At 60.5% G+C, this 17,990-nt stretch carries 16 protein-coding genes; 6 read left to right on the forward strand and 10 right to left on the reverse strand.

Annotation, left to right across the window (positions count from 1 at the left end):
* Positions 1–17: 17 nt before the first annotated feature.
* From ubiD to A9G06_RS18270, 3 genes are all read left to right on the forward strand, one after another.
* Positions 18–1,487, forward strand: a complete 1,470-nt coding sequence (ubiD, locus tag A9G06_RS18260; RefSeq protein ID WP_005339421.1) for a 4-hydroxy-3-polyprenylbenzoate decarboxylase — start codon at positions 18–20, stop codon at positions 1,485–1,487.
* A 146-nt stretch (positions 1,488–1,633) separates the two neighbouring features.
* Positions 1,634–2,332 carry an NAD(P)H-flavin reductase gene (gene fre, locus A9G06_RS18265; RefSeq protein WP_069556155.1) on the forward strand — a complete coding sequence of 233 codons (699 nt, stop codon included), beginning with the start codon at positions 1,634–1,636 and terminating at the stop codon, positions 2,330–2,332.
* Positions 2,333–2,549: 217 nt separating this feature from the next.
* Positions 2,550–3,563: a sensor domain-containing diguanylate cyclase gene (locus A9G06_RS18270; protein ID WP_083243836.1), complete on the forward strand. Its 1,014-nt coding sequence runs from the start codon at positions 2,550–2,552 to the stop codon at positions 3,561–3,563.
* Positions 3,564–3,617: 54 nt separating this feature from the next.
* On the opposite strand, the gene A9G06_RS18275 is transcribed toward A9G06_RS18270, so the two are convergent.
* A complete protein-coding gene (locus A9G06_RS18275; RefSeq protein ID WP_005339429.1) occupies positions 3,618–3,875 on the reverse strand; it encodes an accessory factor UbiK family protein in 258 nt (85 codons plus the stop codon).
* Positions 3,876–4,175: 300 nt separating this feature from the next.
* Here A9G06_RS18275 and A9G06_RS18280 point away from each other — a divergent pair, with 300 nt between their 5' ends.
* On the forward strand, positions 4,176–6,611 hold the full coding sequence (locus A9G06_RS18280; protein WP_069556157.1) for a VolA/Pla-1 family phospholipase: 2,436 nt from the start codon (positions 4,176–4,178) through the stop codon (positions 6,609–6,611).
* Between the two features lie 66 nt (positions 6,612–6,677).
* Here A9G06_RS18280 and glpG read toward each other — a convergent pair whose 3' ends face one another.
* From glpG to A9G06_RS18315, 7 genes are all read right to left on the reverse strand, one after another.
* The gene (glpG, locus tag A9G06_RS18285; RefSeq protein ID WP_069556158.1) at positions 6,678–7,511 is read right to left on the reverse strand and encodes a rhomboid family intramembrane serine protease GlpG; all 834 of its coding nucleotides are present in this window, start codon (positions 7,509–7,511) and stop codon (positions 6,678–6,680) included.
* Positions 7,508–7,831: a thiosulfate sulfurtransferase GlpE gene (gene glpE, locus A9G06_RS18290; protein ID WP_005342431.1), complete on the reverse strand. Its 324-nt coding sequence runs from the start codon at positions 7,829–7,831 to the stop codon at positions 7,508–7,510. The genes glpG and glpE overlap by 4 nt, the downstream gene beginning before the upstream one ends.
* Before the next feature lie 122 nt (positions 7,832–7,953).
* On the reverse strand, positions 7,954–8,655 hold the full coding sequence (locus A9G06_RS18295; RefSeq protein WP_005339433.1) for an ABC transporter ATP-binding protein: 702 nt from the start codon (positions 8,653–8,655) through the stop codon (positions 7,954–7,956).
* 10 nt (positions 8,656–8,665) lie between these two features.
* Positions 8,666–9,439 carry a high-affinity branched-chain amino acid ABC transporter ATP-binding protein LivG gene (gene livG / locus A9G06_RS18300; RefSeq protein WP_005339435.1) on the reverse strand — a complete coding sequence of 258 codons (774 nt, stop codon included), beginning with the start codon at positions 9,437–9,439 and terminating at the stop codon, positions 8,666–8,668.
* Positions 9,436–10,704 carry a high-affinity branched-chain amino acid ABC transporter permease LivM gene (locus tag A9G06_RS18305; protein ID WP_005355922.1) on the reverse strand — a complete coding sequence of 423 codons (1,269 nt, stop codon included), beginning with the start codon at positions 10,702–10,704 and terminating at the stop codon, positions 9,436–9,438. The genes livG and A9G06_RS18305 overlap by 4 nt, the downstream gene beginning before the upstream one ends.
* A complete protein-coding gene (gene livH / locus A9G06_RS18310; RefSeq protein WP_005339439.1) occupies positions 10,704–11,630 on the reverse strand; it encodes a high-affinity branched-chain amino acid ABC transporter permease LivH in 927 nt (308 codons plus the stop codon). The genes A9G06_RS18305 and livH overlap by 1 nt, the downstream gene beginning before the upstream one ends.
* Positions 11,631–11,696: 66 nt before the next feature.
* Positions 11,697–12,818 carry a branched-chain amino acid ABC transporter substrate-binding protein gene (locus A9G06_RS18315; RefSeq protein ID WP_005339442.1) on the reverse strand — a complete coding sequence of 374 codons (1,122 nt, stop codon included), beginning with the start codon at positions 12,816–12,818 and terminating at the stop codon, positions 11,697–11,699.
* A 434-nt stretch (positions 12,819–13,252) separates the two neighbouring features.
* Here A9G06_RS18315 and A9G06_RS18320 point away from each other — a divergent pair, with 434 nt between their 5' ends.
* Both A9G06_RS18320 and A9G06_RS18325 read left to right on the forward strand, forming a co-directional pair.
* Positions 13,253–14,257, forward strand: a complete 1,005-nt coding sequence (locus A9G06_RS18320) for a substrate-binding domain-containing protein (RefSeq protein WP_005355925.1) — start codon at positions 13,253–13,255, stop codon at positions 14,255–14,257.
* 251 nt (positions 14,258–14,508) lie between these two features.
* Positions 14,509–16,773: a methyl-accepting chemotaxis protein gene (locus tag A9G06_RS18325; protein ID WP_069556159.1), complete on the forward strand. Its 2,265-nt coding sequence runs from the start codon at positions 14,509–14,511 to the stop codon at positions 16,771–16,773.
* Positions 16,774–16,847: 74 nt separating this feature from the next.
* Here the strand turns inward: A9G06_RS18325 and A9G06_RS18330 are convergent, their stop codons facing one another.
* Together A9G06_RS18330 and A9G06_RS18335 are read right to left on the reverse strand one after the other, a co-directional pair.
* Positions 16,848–17,342 (reverse strand): DM13 domain-containing protein, encoded by a 495-nt coding sequence (locus A9G06_RS18330; RefSeq protein WP_040069868.1) that lies wholly within the window; start codon positions 17,340–17,342, stop codon positions 16,848–16,850.
* A gap of 126 nt (positions 17,343–17,468) precedes the next feature.
* Positions 17,469–17,846: a CesT family type III secretion system chaperone gene (locus A9G06_RS18335; protein ID WP_019446305.1), complete on the reverse strand. Its 378-nt coding sequence runs from the start codon at positions 17,844–17,846 to the stop codon at positions 17,469–17,471.
* Positions 17,847–17,990: the final 144 nt, after the last annotated feature.

Below are 17,990 nucleotides of genomic sequence, written 5' to 3' on the forward strand. Positions count from 1 at the left end.
CCCGGTTGGGAACTTGCATGAAATACAAGGATTTGCGTGATTTCATCGCGCAGCTGGAACAAAACGGACAACTCAAGCGCATCACCCGCGAGATAGATCCCTATCTGGAGATGACCGAGATCAGCGATCGCACCCTGCGTGCGGGTGGCCCGGCTCTGCTGTTCGAAAATCCCAAAGGCTACACCATGCCGGTGCTGACCAACCTGTTCGGTACCCCGGATCGGGTCGCCATGGGCATGGGGCAGCCCGATGTGGGCGCCCTGCGTCAGGTCGGGGTCTGGCTCTCCTATCTCAAGGAGCCCGAGCCGCCCAAGGGATTCAAGGAGCTGATGGAGAAGCTGCCGATCTTCAAGCAGGTGCTCAACATGCCGACCAAGCGACTCTCTTCCGCCCCCTGCCAGCAGGTGGTGCAGGAGGGAGATGCGGTCGATCTCGACCAGATCCCGATCCAGCACTGCTGGCCCGGCGATGTGGCGCCGCTGGTCACCTGGGGCCTCACCATCACCCGCGGCCCCTACAAGAAGCGCCAGAACCTCGGCATCTACCGCCAGCAGAAGATCGCCAAAAACAAGCTGATCATGCGCTGGCTGGATCATCGTGGCGGTGCCATCGATTTTCGCGAGTGGCAGGAGGCCCATCCCGGTGAGCGATTCCCGGTGGTGGTGGCGCTCGGCGCCGATCCGGCGACCATTCTCGGCGCGGTGACGCCGGTGCCGGATACTCTCTCTGAATATGCCTTTGCCGGTCTGCTGCGCGGCAGCCGTACCGAAGTGATCAAGGCCATCAGCTGCGATCTGGAGGTGCCCGCCAGCGCCGAGATTGTGCTGGAAGGCTATCTGGAACCGGGCGAAATGGCGCCGGAAGGGCCCTATGGCGACCACACCGGTTACTACAACGAGGTGGACGAGTTCCCGGTCTTCACCATCACCCACATCACCAAGCGGCGCGATGCCATCTATCACAGCACCTACACCGGCCGTCCGCCTGATGAACCGGCGGTGCTGGGTCTGGCGCTGAACGAGGTGTTCGTGCCGCTGCTGCAGAAGCAGTTCCCCGAGATTGTGGACTTCTATCTGCCGCCGGAGGGGTGCTCCTACCGGATGGCGGTGGTGACCATCAAGAAACGCTACCCGGGCCACGCCAAGCGGGTGATGCTGGGGGTCTGGTCCTTCCTGCGCCAGTTCATGTACACCAAGTTCGTGGTGGTGTGTGACGATGACGTCAACGCCCGCGACTGGAAGGATGTGATCTGGGCCATCACCACCCGGATGGACCCGGCACGGGACACCACCTTGATCGAGCACACCCCGATCGACTATCTGGACTTCGCCTCGCCGGTCTCCGGCCTCGGCTCCAAGATGGGGCTGGATGCCACCAACAAGTGGCCGGGCGAGACCAATCGGGAGTGGGGTCAGCCCATAGTGCAGGATGAGGCGGTGAAGCAGAAGGTTGATGCCATCTGGGATGAGCTCAATATCCTCGGATGAGGCAAACATGACAGCTTTGCTGCAAAAAGTGATGCGATCCGCACTGATTTGAGTATTCTCGACTGACGGGGCCAGGGCTGCTGGTCGTCACTCCATAGTGAAACAATGAGCGAAGCGGGCCGAGCGAGCCCGCCACAAGGACAAGAATGCAACGTATCAAATGCCGCGTAGAGGAACTGCGCGAATATGTCGACACCATCTGGCATGTGGCCCTGGCGCCGCAGCAAGCGATCAGCTTCAAGCCGGGCCAGTATCTGCTGGTGGTGATGAGCGATTCGGATAAGCGCCCCTTCTCCATCGCCAACTCGCCGACCCGCCCGGGCGTGCTGGAGCTGCAAATTGGTGCCACTCCCGAGAACGCCTACGCCGGTCAGGTGCTGGCCCGCATGCGCGAGCAGGGGGAGATCGAGGTCGAATTGCCCGCTGGCAAGGCGTTCCTGCGCGATGAATCCCCCCGTCCGCTGATCCTGATGGCGGGCGGCACCGGTTTCTCTTACGCCCGCTCCATTCTGGAGTACCTGATCGACACGGGCAGCAAGCGTCCGGTGTTCTTCTACTGGGGTGTGCGTCAGGCTCACTGGCTCTATGAGCTGGAGCAGATGCAGCAGTGGGAGCGTGACTATGCGCCGCTCACCTTTATCCCTGTGGTGCAGGAGCCGGAGGCTGACTGGACCGGCAAGAGCGGGCTGGTACACAAGGCGATCATGGATGACTTCGTCAGCCTCCACGACTACGACATCTATGTCGCCGGCCGTTTCGAGATGGCGGGTGCCGCGCGTGAGGAGTTCAAGATTCTTGGCGCCGAGCCGGAGCGCATCTTTGGTGATGCCTACGAATTTATTTGACGGGATCCCCGCTTGGATGACGCAGCCCCCGGTTTTGCCGGGGGCTTTTTTTTGTGGCTGCCGCAGTACCGGATCGTACCGAATGAGCGGATTATCGCGGCGTTATCCCATTATTTTTCAATATTTTGGCTATGAGTGGCTACTAATCGAGCCTAGCTGATGGCATCTTTGTGGGGGATTGACAAGAGCATCCATAGAGCAAGCACAAGGAGGCGCAGTGTTGAGTGAAGAGGGCAGGGCATCTGCGGAGGATGACAGGGGAGAGACCGGCTCTGTCGAGCGGGTCGCAACGCTGATCCCGTCCCCTCATGGCGGTGAAATGGCCCGTTTGCAGGCAGAGATCGCCGCTTTGCAGCATGAAAATGGCCTGTTGCAGGAGAAGCTCAATGCCGCCCTCGATGGCACCGGCATCTGTCTCTGGCAGGGCACCATTCCCACCGGCGAGCTGCGGGTCTTCAATCTGCAGAACTTTCAGGCCGGTGACATGGCCCCTCATTTCGATCAGTGGAGCGCCAAGCTCCATCCCGACGATCGCGCCCATGCCATGGGCAGCTACTTTGCCCACCTTGAGGGCAAAACCCCCTTCTACGAAGCCGAATACCGCACCATCAATCCGCAAGGCGAGGTCACCTGGCTGTGGGATCGGGGTCGGGTCGTAGATCGGGATGGCGATGGCAAGCCGCTGCGGATCATGGGCTCCCATATCGATATCACCCAGCGCAAGGCTTATGAGCAGCGACTGGCGGAGCGCGCCAACAGCGACGCGCTGACCGGCTTGCTCAACCGGCAGGGGTTTGGCAAGGCGTTTGCTCAGCTGCAGCCGCAAGGGGCGGGGGCGCTGCTCTTTATCGATCTGGATGATTTCAAAGGGATCAACGACCAGCTGGGGCACGCCTGCGGCGATCTGGTGTTGCAGCAGATGGCGGACTGGCTGCGCCTTATTATGCCTGGCTCGGCGCTATGTGGTCGTTACGGCGGCGACGAGTTTGTGGTGCATTTGCATCGGGATGTGTCGAGCCATGGCCTGGCACAACTGGCCGACGCCCTGATCAGCCGGATGCACGGATATGTGCCCAAACCCGGTTGCCCGCAACGGGTGGGGCTGAGTATCGGTATCGCCCTTTGGGGGGAGGAGCCATTGAGCTTCCGACAGGCATTGGAGGTGGCCGACCGTGCCATGTATGAGGCCAAGGCACGCGGCAAGCGGGCCTGGTATCTGCTTCAGGTGTGATGGTTTTTACAGGTTCAATACAAAGCAAAAACCCCAGCCGAGCTGGGGTTTTTGTTATTCGCCTTTGGCGCCGAGCTGCTGCTCGAGCTGAGCCAGCTTGCTTTCGAGGGCGGCCAGTTTTTCACGGGTACGCAGCAGCACCTTGGTCTGCACGTCGAACTCTTCGCGGCTGACCAGATCCAGCTTGCCCAGCTGGGCTTGCAGTACCTGACGCATCTTCTTCTCGGCCTCTTCACCCATGCTGCGAATGCCGGGCGGCAGGGAGTTGTGCACCTGCTTGGCGATCTCTTCCAGTTTCTTCGGGTCGATCATGATGTCCTCCTTAAGCGTTGGCGGACATTCTACCGACAATTCCCTCACTTTGCCGAGATCGCGGCGGCTTTTTAGTCGTGATGGTGCCCGCTGGCTGGTCGGGTCTGGTGATGGGGCTACAACTGCTACCCTTGCGCCCCTTTGTTAACCTGAAACCATGACATGCACCACAAAGCTGAGCCAGAACTGTCCAGCATGAGTCTTATTTGGTGTTGGTTTTATGTTAACGTTTTGCAGTCGAGGTCGTGATGACCCCGTTGGCTTGTGATGGATAACAACCCTATAAAAAGAGAATAAAAAATGAAGAAGAAGCTAATTTATGCAGCTGTTGTCAGCGCCCTGCTGGCCGGATGTGGTGGAGATGACAACAAGGGAGACACCACCAGCTCCCTCGACTACGTCCTGAGTGGCGCCAACGGGGTGCGCCCGAGCGTGCTGGCCCCCCGTGCCAGCGATGGTACCCTGAAGTTTTCGACAGAAACGGCTGATCTGTCGAACCCGGTATCTGCCCTCTCCACTCTGGATGGTTGGTCAACCACCCAACCCGTCCAGTTGGTACCGGCGACTGTGACCGGTGTCTCTGTGCCGGCACCGGCGGCCAGCGAGTATGCCTCTGCCGTTGCGCCCCTCTACCTGCTCGAGCTCACGCTGGATCCGGTCACTCTGCAACCCAATGGAGTCAAGGGCAGCAAGCCACTGGTTTATGGGACCGACTTTGTGGTCACTGGCGGGGACGGTAAGCTCAATCTGGTTCCGCTCAAGCCGCTCAATCCCTCTTCTTACTACATGATAGTGGCGACCGATGCCCTCAAGGACAGTCGTGGCACACCGCTCAAGGCGGGCGGCGATTACAGCAGCTTCAAATCGACAGCTGGCGCAACTACTCAGGAGCAGACCATTAACGGCCTGATCTCGCTGCAGGAAGGTCTGTTCAAGGCGGCCACCGGGATCACCAGCGATCGGGTGATCTTCTCCGACTGGTTTGCCACCCAATCTGGTGCCGATGTGCTGCTGGCGGTGAAGAGTGCCGCCGCTTCCGTGCTGAAGAGCCCGAGTCTGGACGCCGCGGCGCTGTGGAAACAGGATGCCAGAGGCAATACCAGCCTGCCGGCAACCTATACCATCAACGGTCTTAATGGCGGGGTGGATTTTCTGACCCAGCTGGCGAATGAGCCATTCTTGCCGCAGAAAGATCGTGATGCGATTGCTGCCGCTGTGGCGGCTAATGCCACCTTAAACGGAGTTGCAGCGGTGACCAAGGTGTATACCGGCACCGTCAAACTCCCTTACTTCCTCTCTACCCCGGCGATAGCTGGCTCATGGGACAAGGCCAAGACCCAATCTTGGCACGGCGCCATTCCCAGCCTCTATGCCATCGCCAACGCGCTGAAAGCGGGTGATACCGAAGTGATCGGTGGGCTGGTCGGGGCGGGCGTGGACCCGGCATTGCTGGGTGAGCTAATCGCCGACCCGAGCCGTCAGAGTGAACTGCTGACCGAGGCAAGCAAGCTGATCGGGGTGACCCTCACCTCTGGTGGCAAGCCGCTGGATGCCGAGCGCAATATCGGCCGTTTCAACCCGTTGCCGACCCTGACCGAAGTACAATCGGTACCGCTGCGGATCTTTGCCGCCGCACCGCTCAATACCATTACCGATGTGATCATCTATCAGCACGGGGTTACCTCCATCAAGGAGAACGCCTATGCGCTGGCGCTGGGCCAAATCGGCGCCGGTGCCACAGCCAGCAAGAGCGTCGCTGTGGTAGTGATCGATCATCCGCTGCACGGCGAACGTGGCTACGCCTTGAGCGGCAGCATGGATACCGTCACCACCTCCGAGAACCCGACTCCCTACCTGAATCTGGGCTATCTGACGGTGGCGCGGGACAACCTGAAACAGAGCGTGGCCGATCTGCTTGGCCTTCGCCTGGCTGTCGGTCTGGCCAATGCTAAGGGGCTGGGTGGCCAATTGGGTGGTGCTGGTCTGAAAGTTCACTTCCTCGGTCACTCACTCGGAGCCATTACCGGGGCCAATCTGCTGGCTGTCGCCAACCAGACCACCGGCAGTGCTCAGGCTGATGCCCTGTTCAAGTTCGATACCGGTGGTCTGGCGATGCCGGGTGGCGGCATCGCGCCGTTGTTGCTCAACTCGCCGAGCTTCGGGCCGACCATCAAGATGAGCGTGCTTACCTCGGGCAGTCCGGCGCTGAAAGCGGGCTTTACCGCCTATGCACCGAATTGCAAAACGGCTGCCGCCACTTGCTTCGTCAACGAGTTCCTGCCCAGTCTGGATGCAGCCACGCAGGCGGGGGCGGCGAGCACCTTGCAGAGCTATACCTTTGCCGCCCAGTCAGTGCTGGATTCTGCCGACCCGATCAATCTGGGCAGTGGCGTCGCCAAGAGCTTCCCGTTGTTCGCCACCGAAATTGTGGGTGATGGCGCCCTCAACCTACCGGATCAAGTGATCCCCAACAGCATCGCCTCTGCGCCGCTGGGTGGCACCGAGCCGCTGTTCCAGGTGCTGGGTTTGCAAGAGCTGAAGGGTTCCGGCGTGCTCCCGGCGGGTCACCATGCTGCGCGCTTCCTGAAAGGGGGCCATAGCTCGCTGCTGGCTCCTGACGAGAACTTCGATCAGGTTGGCGCGGTCACCACCGAGATCCAGACCCAGTTCGCCAGCTTCTTTATGAGTGGCGGTGCGGCGGTCAAGGTAACCGATGACACCCTGATCAAGCAGTAACTGCCTATCGCGTAAAAAAACGCCGCCCTTCGGGGCGGCGTTCTCGTTTCTGCGGCTGCTGAAAAATCAGGTCGGCTGGTGGTTGCGATCCAGCCAGCCTTGCAGCAGGCCGACCAGCAGGCCGGTCAGGTGGGCGATGTTGGCGGTGCTGGTTCCGAGCATGTCGAAGAAGCCGAGCACCATCCAGAACAGCATAAAGCCCATCAGTGCCGGTGGCAGAGTGAGGCCACAGGCCGGTTGCAGCTTGCTGCGCAGCCAGCAGTAGCCGAGCAGGGCATAGACCACGCCGGAGAGGCCGCCAAACAGCGGGCCGCTGGCAAAAAACTCGGCGATATTGGGCAGGGCGGCGCCCACCAGCAGCAGGATCAGCAGCTTGCCGCTGCCGAGGCGCTGTTCGATCTGGCCCCCGAGATACCACCACCACAGCAAGTTGAACACCAGATGGAGCACTGAGAAGTGGATCAGGGCGGGGGTGAAATAACGCCACGCCTGCCAGTCGGTGAACTGGGCCAGCGTCGGGTGGAATGCCAGTTCATCGTAGATTGGCAGGCCGATGGCCTCGATCCCGTAGATGGCGAGACAGGCGATGATGACCACCAGCGTCAGTGGCCCCGCCTGATGGAGGAAGTCGGTGATGGGATCCGTCATCCCCTTGCTGTAGTCGATGCGGGCATCGGCGCGGCCGGATTGCCAGGAGGCCTCCATGTAGCGCGGGTGGTCCGGCTCGGCCAGAAAGCGCTTCACCTCCAGCTGGGCCTGCGCGAGGCGCTGCTCGTCCGCCAGCCAGATGGTGACCCCCAGCTCGGACTGGGTCAGCTCGCAGGAGATACCCAGGGTTGCCAGATAGTCCACCAGCGCCTGCGCCATGCGGGCGTTGTCGAGCACCAGCAGCTGGATCATGCCTCGCCTGCCTCGATGGGAAACTCCCGGCGCCACGCCTCGAAGCCGCCATCCAGACTGTAGACTTCGTCATAACCCTGTTGTAGCAGGTATTGGGCCGCCCCCTGACTGCTGTTGCCGTGATAGCACATCACGATGACCGGGGTATCGAAATCCACTTCATTCATAAAGCGCACCAGGGTGCCATTGGTGAGGTGGAAGGCGCCGACCGCGTGGGCCGCTTCAAAGGATTGCGGGTCGCGAATATCCACCAGACGGGCTTCACCCGCGCTCAGTTTCTGGTAGGCATCATGGGCATTGATATGGGCAAACTGGTCCATCGGGATGTCCTGCGAATAGGTTGATTACGGGCCAGTGTACCGCAAGCTTGGGCGCAAACTAACCCCACAAAAGATAAGGGAGCCAGCGGCTCCCTTGTTGATATGGCATGTGGGTGAGTGGGTTAACCGCCCAGATAGGCCTGCCGTACCGCCGGGTTGGCGAGCAGAGCGGCCCCTGTGTCTTGCAGCACCACGTGGCCGTTCTCCAGCACATAGCCGCGGTCGGCCAGCTTGAGCGCCTGGTTGGCGTTCTGCTCCACCAGAAAGATGGTCATCCCCTTCTGGCGCAACTGCTCAATGGTGTCGAAGATCTGCTGGATGACGATGGGGGCCAGCCCCAGCGAGGGTTCATCCAGCAGCAGCAGGCGCGGTTTGCTCATCAGGGCACGGCCGATAGCCAGCATCTGCTGCTCGCCGCCGGACATGGTGCCCGCCCGTTGTTCCAGCCGCTCGTGCAGGCGCGGGAACAGGGTGAACACCTGATCCAGCAGGCCGTGCTGCTCGGCCTTGTCGACGAAGAAGGCCCCCATCAGCAGGTTCTCCTCCACCGTCAAGCGGGCGAAGATGCGGCGCCCCTCCGGCACCACGGCGATATCCTTGCGCATGATGCGGGCTGTGGTGAGGGAGCTGATCTGTTCCCCCTCAAACCAGATGGAGCCGCTGCTGGGCTTGGGTTCGCCGCAGAGGGTCATCAGCAGGGTGGTCTTGCCTGCGCCGTTGGCGCCGATCAGGGTGACGATTTCCCCCTCTTTCACCTCGACGCTGACATCGTGCAGCGCCTGAATTTTGCCGTAGTGGGTCGATACGTTGCGAAGTTCTAACATCTTTTTGTCCTTACGACTCGCCCAGATAGGCCTTGATCACTGCCGGGTTGTTGCGGATCTCATCCGGCTTGCCATGGGCCAGCGGGGTGCCCTGGCTGACCACGAAGATGCGGTTGGAGATGCCCATCACCAGCTTCATATCGTGTTCGATCAGCAGCACCGAGACCCCGAATTCGTCCCGCAGGCTCATGATCAGCTCATCCAGCTCGTCGGTCTCCTTCGGGTTGAGACCGGCGGCCGGTTCGTCCAGCATCAGCAGCTCGGGGCGGGTCGCCATGCAGCGGGCGATCTCGAGCCGGCGCTGCTGACCGTAGGCCAGATTACCGGCGGCGCGGTTGGCAAGATCCTTGAGGCCCACTTTATCCAGCCAGAAGGCGGCCCGCTCCAGCCCCTCCTGCTCGGCACGGCGGAAGGCCGGGGTCTTGAACAGACCGGCGATAAAGCTGGTGTTGAGGTGCTGGTGCTGGGCAACCAGCAGGTTCTCCACCGCCGTCATCTCCTTGAACAGCCGCACGTGCTGGAAGGTGCGCACAATCCCCTTGCGGGCGATGAGATGGCCGGGCAGCCCCTGGATCTCCTCACCCTTGTAGCGGATGGTGCCGCCGCTCGGACAGTAGAAACCGGTCAGGCAGTTGAAGATGGTGGTCTTGCCTGCGCCGTTGGGGCCGATGATGGAGATCACCTCGCCTTTGTCGATATCCAGCTTGACCCCGTTGACTGCCAGCAGGCCCCCGAAGCGCATCGACAAATCAGAGACTTCCATTAACTTCTGATGAGTACTCATTTCTTCAACTCCAGATGCGGACGGGTCATCGGCAGCAATCCCTGTGGCCGCCAGATCATCATGAACACCATCAAGAGGCCGAACATCAGCATGCGGTACTCGTTGAATTCGCGGGCCAGCTCCGGCAGCACCGTCATCACGATGGCAGCCAGCACCACCCCGATCTGCGAGCCCATACCACCCAGCACCACAATCGCCAGCACTATGGCCGACTCGATAAAGACGAAGGATTCCGGGCTGATAAAGCCCTGCCGGGAGGCAAAGAAACTGCCAGCAAAACCGGCAAAGGTAGCGCCTATGGTGAAGGCGGTCAGCTTGATGATGGTGGGGTTGAGCCCCAGCGATTTGCAGGCGATCTCGTCCTCCCGCAGCGCTTCCCAGGCGCGGCCAAGGGGCATGCGCAGCAGGCGGTTGATGACGAACAGGGTCACCACCACCAGCACCAGCGCCATCAGGTAGAGGAAGATCACCTTGTGGTTGGCGTTGTAGGTAATGCCGAAGAAGTTGTGGAAGGTATCAAAGCCCCCATCCTTGACGGTGCGGTTGAACTCCAGACCCCCCAGCGTCGGCTTGGGAATGCCGGATATGCCGTTCGGGCCGCCGGTCAGGGTGGTCATGTTGTTGAGCAGGATGCGGATGATCTCGCCAAAACCCAGAGTGACGATGGCCAGATAGTCCCCCCGCAGCCGCAGCACCGGGAAACCGAGCAGGAAGCCGAAGGTAGCGGCCATCAGCCCGGCGATGGGCAGGCACTCCCAGAAGCTCAGTCCGAAGTAGGTGTTGAGCAGGGCATAGCTGTAGGCGCCGACCGCATAGAAGCCGACATAGCCGAGATCGAGTAGACCGGCGAGGCCGACCACCACGTTCAGCCCCAGCCCCAGCATGATGTAAATCAGGGTGAGGGTGGCGAGATCGATGGCGCCGCGAGAGGCCATAAAGGGCCAGCTCACCGCAAACAGCAGCACCAGCACGGCGGTGAGGTTATAGAGCTTGGGCGCCTCTTCCGGGCTCGGCAGCACCAGCTTGGTGAAGCCGACCGAGAAGCCACTGATGGAGGCCTGAAACAGCTTGGCGATCTGGCCGCGCAGCATCTGGAACCAGAAAACGAGGGTGGCGCCCCCCAGTAGCCAGGCCAGCGACACATCGAGGCGGCTCACTACCTGCAGGCTGGAGCCATCGGTCTCCAGCTTGAAGCCGAGCAGCCAGAAAGAGAGCACCAGCAGCACCAGGCTGGCGATACAGGCGTGGATAAATTGATGTTTCATCACACTTTCTCCACTTCCGGACGGCCCAGGATGCCGGTCGGCATAAAGAGCAGCACAAAAATGAGCAGGGCAAACGCCATCACATCCTTGTACTCGGTGCTGAGATAACCGGCGGTGAGCGCTTCAACCACGCCGAGCAGCAGGCCGCCCAGTACGGCGCCCGGAATGCTGCCGATACCGCCCAGCACTGCGGCAGTGAAGGCCTTCAGACCGGCCATAAAGCCGAGGTAGGGGTTGATGACGCCGTAATACATGCCGAGCAGCACCCCGGCGACGGCGGCCAGCGCGGCCCCCAGCACGAAGGTGATGGAGATGACCACGTGGGTGTCTATCCCTAACAGGTTGGCCATCTTGATATCTTCCGAACAGGCACGGCAGGCGCGGCCCATGCGGGAGCGGCCGATGAACTGGGTCAGCGCCAGCATGGTGATGAACGTCACCACGAAGATGATCAGCTGCATATAGGAGAGGCTGGCCTGAAAACCATCCTCACCCCCCAGGGTCCAGCCACCTGAGATCAGGCTGGGCATGGCGATATCCCGCGAGCCCTGCGCCATCCGCATCATGTTCTGCAGGAAGATCGACATGCCGATGGCGGAGATGAGGGGGATCAGCCGGTTGCCACCGCGCAGTGGCCGGTAGGCGACCCGCTCGATGCTCCAGCCATAGGTGCCGGTGATGATGATACTGACCAGGAAGGCGCCTCCCAGCAGCAAAAAGGTGCTGTCGATGCCCATCATCATGAGCCCCGCCATCACCATAAAAGCGACATAGGAGCCGATCATGTACACCTCGCCGTGGGCGAAGTTGATCATGCCGATGATGCCATAGACCATGGTGTAGCCAATGGCGATCAACGCATAGGTGCTGCCTATGGTTAATCCGTTCAGCAGTTGCTGAACCAGATAGAGGAGGTGTTCGGACATACTGCGTTCCCTGTACTTGCCCGCAAAGAGAGGAGGGGGTGAGCGTACTCACCCCCGATCGGCAGATTATTTGACTTGGCTGGAAGTACCGTCAGCGTGCCACTGGAACACACCGAATTCGAAGCCTTTCAGGTCACCGTTCGGTGCCCAGGTCAGGGGGCCCATCACGGTATCTATCGGTGCGGCCTTGATGGCGGCGGCAACGGCAGCCGGGTCATCTTCACCCGCCTTGGCGATACCGGCTGCCAGGGTTTGCACCGCGGCATAGGTAGTCCAGACGAACGGGCCGGAGGAGTCCTGACCCTTGGCCTTGAACGCAGCGACCAGCGGGGCGTTGGCCGGCACCAGATCGTATTTGTTTGGCAGGGTCACCAGCAGGCCTTCGGAAGCCGGGCCGCCGATGGCGGAGATATCCTTGTTACCCACCCCTTCCGGGCCCATGAACTTGGCTTTCAGCCCCTTCTCGCCAGCCTGACGCAGGATCAGACCCAGCTCCGGGTGGTAGCCGCCGTAGTAGACGAAATCGACGTTCTCTTTCTGCAGCTTGGCGATCAGGGCGGAGAAGTCCTTGTCGCCGGCGGTGATCCCTTCAAAGGCCACCACTTTCACGCCAGCCTTGTCGAGCGCGGCTTTCACGCTGGAGGCTATGCCTTCGCCATACTGCTTCTTGTCGTGGATAACGGCCACGCGCTGGGGTTTGACTTGCTCGATGATGTACTTGGCGGCAGTCGGGCCCTGATCGCTATCCAGGCCGATGGTGCGCAGGGTCAGCTGGTAACCGCGCTCGGTGATCTTGGGGTTGGTGGAGGCAGGGGTGACCATCAGGATCCCCTCGTCTTCATAGATGTCGGAGGCGGGCAGGGTGTTGTCGGAGCAGAGGTGACCGACCACGAACTTGACGCCGTCGTTCACCACCTTGTTGGCAACGGCCACCGCCTGTTTGGGATCGCAGGCATCGTCATAGACGACCGCTTCGATCTGCTTGCCATTGATACCGCCAGCCTTGTTGATCTGCTCGACCGCCATCTTGCCGCCGGTGAACTGCATGTCCCCGTACTGGGCGACCGGGCCGGTGACCGGGCCTGCGATACCTATCTTGATGGTGTCTGCCGCGTGGGCGATGGAGATCGATCCAAACAGAGCCAAAGAAACCGCTGCGCCAACTGTGATTTTGCTCAACTTATGCATTGATTCGTCCCTTAATCAGTGGATTGTTTCATTTCCGTGTGCCATTCCGGATCTACATCCCGTGCATCCGGCTATAGGTATGGTTCTATCATTCCTCACGGGGCAATAACAAGCTGTTAAAGATACTAACCAGAGGGGGTTGGATGGGTGGATTTTGAAATAAATGACCTGTTATTTTCGGCCAATCAGAGCTTAATTTTGATTTGTTGACTTAACATCTTGGTAACGAGAGGCGATTCCGACAAACGCCAGAGGATTAATCTGACGATATTTTACTCTGACAACGCTCCCATTTTGACCAGAATCCATTTGCGCAAACAGAAATGAGCGCCTAAATTAGCCGGCATTGACAATTCCGTGGCAGAGCTCGTTAAAACCAAGCCTTTATTCGGGAAATCTGCTAATGTTCCGCCTTTGACAGTCAGGAGACAGAGATGGCCACTATCAAGGATGTCGCCTCGCGCGCAGGCGTATCCATCTCCACCGTCTCACATGTGCTCAACCACACTCGGCGGGTCAGCGAAGACGCGACCCAGAAAGTGATTGAGGCGGTGGCAGAACTCAACTACGCGCCCAACTCGGTAGCGCGCAGTCTTAAAATAAATTCGACCAAGACCATTGGTATGCTGGTGACCACCAGCGTAAACCCCTTCTTCGCAGAAGTGGTGCAAGGGGTTGAAGCGTACTGCTTCGAACAGGGCTACAGCCTGATCCTCTGCAACACCGAAAACCAGCCGCCTCGCCAACAGCATTACCTGAGAATGCTGATGGAAAAACGGGTGGATGGCCTGCTGGTATTGGGTACCGATATCGACACCCCGTTGCGCGACATGCTGCGCATCCACAAGAACGTGCCGCAGGTGGTACTGGATTGGGGTACGGAGTGCGATTTCGCCAACGTCATCAACGACAACGCCCGCATCGGCGCCCGCATGGCCGTACGCCATCTGCTGGAGCTGGGGCACCGCGACATCGTCTGCATCACTGGCCAGCTCTCCAAGCCGACCACCCAGCAGCGACTGGACGGGGTACGTGATGCGCTGGGCGAACACGGTCTGACCCTCAAAGATGAACAGGTCTTTGAAGGGGATTACGAGAGCCAGAGCGGCTTCGATGCCATGCAGCGCATCCTGGCCCTGCAGCCTCGTCCGACCGCGGTGTTTGCCTTCGACGATCCCATGGCGATCGGCGCGATTTGCGCTGCCTGGGAAGCGGGAGTCAAGGTGCCGGACGATATCTCCATCATCGGCTACGACGATGTGGAGATGGCGCGCTTCTCCAGCCCGCCGCTGACCACCATCCGTCACCCGAAGGCCGAACTGGGCCAGCTGGCGGTGAAGCATCTGGTCAGTCGGATCCGCAACAAGGAGCTGGAAGTGGAATCGATGACGGTACAGCCCGAGCTGATTGTCCGTCGCTCGGTCAAACCGCTGCGTTAATCCGCACCCGTTGCCAACACGAAAAACCCCCTCTATCACGAGGGGGTTTTTGTTTATGGGCTGTTTACTTTCAACCTGTGGCTCGCAGTGCCGATCTCGGCCTTGTGAGTGAATATTCCCCCCGTTTGACCCACCTCGCATTTTGCCTGTTAATCGTTTGATCAATATCAACAAAGGGTTAAGTTCTGATGGACTCCCGACTTAACCGTTCCATCCTGTAGGTTGGGTATGACTGTCAAGGATGGTGTCTTATGTTCCCCCCTCGCAAGCTGGGTCACCAGATCACGCTGCTGGCAATCGGCGGCATCGTATTGCTCGCCGTGGTGCTGCTTACCTTTAATCTGTTTGAAAATCGCCAGCGGGCGCTCGCGGCCGAGCAGGCTGCACTGCGGAGTCAGCTCCAGAATGTGGAAGCGGTGATCAAAAACACCAGCCATGAAACCGTGCTGGCGGCAACCCTGATCTCCCAGCGGCCGGATGCAGCCAGGGCTGTGGCCGACAAGGATTGGCAGACCCTCGCCAATCTGTTTGATCCGCTCTGGCCCGCCATCAAGGCGCAGGGGATCGAGCAGTTCCAGTTTCACCTGCCGCCAGCCACTTCCCTCTATCGGGTACACAAGCCTGAAAAACACGGTGATGACCTCTCTGCCATTCGCCCCACTGTGGTTGAGGTGAATCGCGAGCATCATGCCGTTGGCGGGCTGGAGATTGGCGTGGCTGGTACCGGTTTGCGCGGGGTCGTGCCGGTCACCTTCAACGGGCAGCCGGTCGGTTCGGTGGAGTTCGGTCGTGCCCTGGATGAAAAGCTGTTTGGCCAACTGCTGGACAAGCAGGTGCAACTCGCCATCTATCTGTTTGAGCAGGGCAAACTGGTGACGCTGGTTGGCACATCCCGGCTTGGTGAGGCGATGGAGTGGTATCAGCCGGTACTGGCCGGTGAGGAACGTTTCGTCAATATGACGCAGCAGGGAAGTGATTTGCTGGTGATGGCGGCCCCCCTGCGCGATTACTCCGGCAAGGCGGTCGGTATCATCGAGTTGACCCGGGATCACAGTCTGGTCGCGGCCGATCTGGCTCGTCAGGGCTGGCAGATGGCGATCATCTCTCTGGTAGGGGCTCTGGTGATTGCCATGGTGATGGCGTTTGCACTCAATCGCATCAATCGACCGTTGCTTGACAGCGTCAAGGCGCTGGAGGCGCTGGCCAATGGCTCCGGCGATCTCGGCAGCAAGCTGCCAGTGGCGGGGCCAGAGGAGATCCGTCGCCTCGGGTCGGCGTTCAATGGTTTTGTTGCCAAGATCCGCGACACCATCAGCCAGCTCACCGCCACTCTGGGCGAACTGGCTGGCGAGAGTGAGCGGCTGTCGCGCAGTGCTGCGGGCAATCTTGGCAGCATGACGCGCCAGCAGGAACAGACCACCCAGCTCGCCACCGCCATGACCGAGATGACCAGCACGGTACACGAGGTGGCCAACAACACGGCACAGGCGGCCGAAGCGGCCAACGAAGCGGACAATCAGGCGGTCACCGGTGATGAGGTGGTGCAGCAGAGCGTCAACATGATCGAACAGCTGGCGGAGGAGATCGCCAGCGCGGGCAACACGGTGAAAGAGGTCGCCAAGGCCAGCGAGCAGATTGGCTCGGTGCTGGCGGTGATCCAGTCCATCGCCGAGCAGACCAACCTGCTGGCTCTCAACGCCGCCATTGAGGCAGCCCGGGCCGGGGAACAGGGACGCGGCTTTGCGGTGGTGGCCGACGAAGTGCGCTCGCTGGCCGGGCGTACCCAGCACTCCACCGCCGAGATCCGCGGTACCATCGAGCAGTTGCAACGGGCGGTGGGCACCACGGTGACCATGATCGAACACAGCGTCTCGCGGGCGGGAGAGTCGGTGGAGCGGGCCAATCAGGCGGGAGAAGCCCTCGGCCGGATCAAGGGGGCGGTCAACAGCATTCGCGACATGAACACCCAGATCGCCGCTGCCTCGGAGGAGCAGTCCTCGGTGAGCGACGAGATCACCCGCAATATCGTCAGCGTCCACGAGATCTCCCAGGCCACCACGCTGGTGGCGCGGGATACCGCCCATATCGCCAGCCATGTGGCGACCCTGGTGGACAAGCTGGGGGATCTGGCCGGGCAGTTCCAGGATGGTTCCAACGTGCGGATGGTGCTGAGTCGCGCCCGCGCCGCTCATATGGGCTGGAAGACCCGGGTGCGGGCCTATCTGGATGGGCAGGAGGGGCTGTCGCGCAGCGAGGCGGTCAGTGACAAGGAGTGCCGCCTTGGCCACTGGTACTTCAGTGAAGGGCAGGCATGCTGCGGCGATCAACCCGCCTTCAGGGCGATGGCCGCCCCCCACGCCAGACTGCATCAGGTGATCCAGCAGATTATCGAGCTGAAAAACCAGCACAAGCATGAAGAGGCGGAGGCGCTCTACCGCGAAATCGAGCAGAACTCAGAGCAGGTCGTGGGCTGCATCGATCAGCTGCTGCGGGAGATGACCAAGCCGGAGCGTTAATGACGAGCGGATCGGATAGCAAAAGGGCTGACAGCGATGTCAGCCCTTTTTCATGGTGCGGGTCTGGGGCGAGGTTACTGCTCCGGACGCAGATCCTGATAACGGGCGGCGGTGATGAACTGGCCGAAGGTTTCACACCAGACGATCACGCTGCTGTAGCGGGCCGGATCGATCGTGGCGGGCAGCGGCACGATAAAGTTGTCGAAGGTCTTCACCGGCCCGACTCGCACCATTTGATCCTTGAGACGGGCAAAATCGGCTTCGGTCTCGACAAACTCGGGGGAGAGGTAGAGCTGGTAGTCCGGCCCGGGGGCCAGCTTGCCCATCAGGCTAACGGCATCCGGCCCTATGCTCACCTTGCCTTCCCCCCAGTGCAGCCGATCGCTGTCTTTCAGATCCCGGCGAAAGGTGCCGTGGAATCTCGCTTGCTGCTGGCTGGCCGCTACCTGCTCGGTATCAGGGGCGGGTGGCGCGATCAGGATCGGCAGGGTGTAGACACCGGCGGCAAAGCCTGCCGCCGCGACCAGCAGATGGGTGCCCAGCAGCAGGGCCATGGTTTTGCGTTTCATGATATCTCGGTCGTTGATGAATTGATGGCAAAACCATACCAGTCCGGGGGCCCGCTGCCCAGATTGCTCAGGCCAGAGGCCTGGTTATCCATCTATGGTGACGTGGGGTGTGGTCACGCCAATGGCTCAAGGCCGGATAGTGCCGTCCTGGCCTTTGTTGATCTCGCTGGCGGCGTGTACCAGTTGCTCCAGCTGGTGGTGGATCTGGGTGCGATCCAGCTGCTGCAAGGGCTGGCGACTCCACAGTACCGGTGTCAGGCTCTCGGTATCGAAACCCAGTACCGGTTTGCACGGGTCCTGACTGAAGAGGTTCTGGGCGGCGGCCTGAGCGCTGGTGGCCGCGTCGAGGCGGGTAAACATCAGCAGATAGTCGGCCGGGTGTTCGGTCAGGTGACAGGTCAGTTCGCCGATCTGCAGGCTGGTGACGCTCTCCTCCTGTTGCGGTGCAGGCAGGGAGAGGGAGAGAAACAGCTGGTGGATGGCGGCGTGATAAAGAGAGTTCATTGATGGCTCCAGATTGATGATGGCGCCATTAGAGCAGGTCACCGCCAGCGGCACTGTTAATGGTGGCTCTCTTTTTTTAGCTTTTCGGTCAGCGAGATAGCACGCCGCGCTCAGTGCAAAAATCGCGACCAATCCCGATAGTCC

The organism is Aeromonas sp. DNP9 (assembly GCF_001728955.1).
Lineage (GTDB): Bacteria > Pseudomonadota > Gammaproteobacteria > Enterobacterales > Aeromonadaceae > Aeromonas > Aeromonas veronii.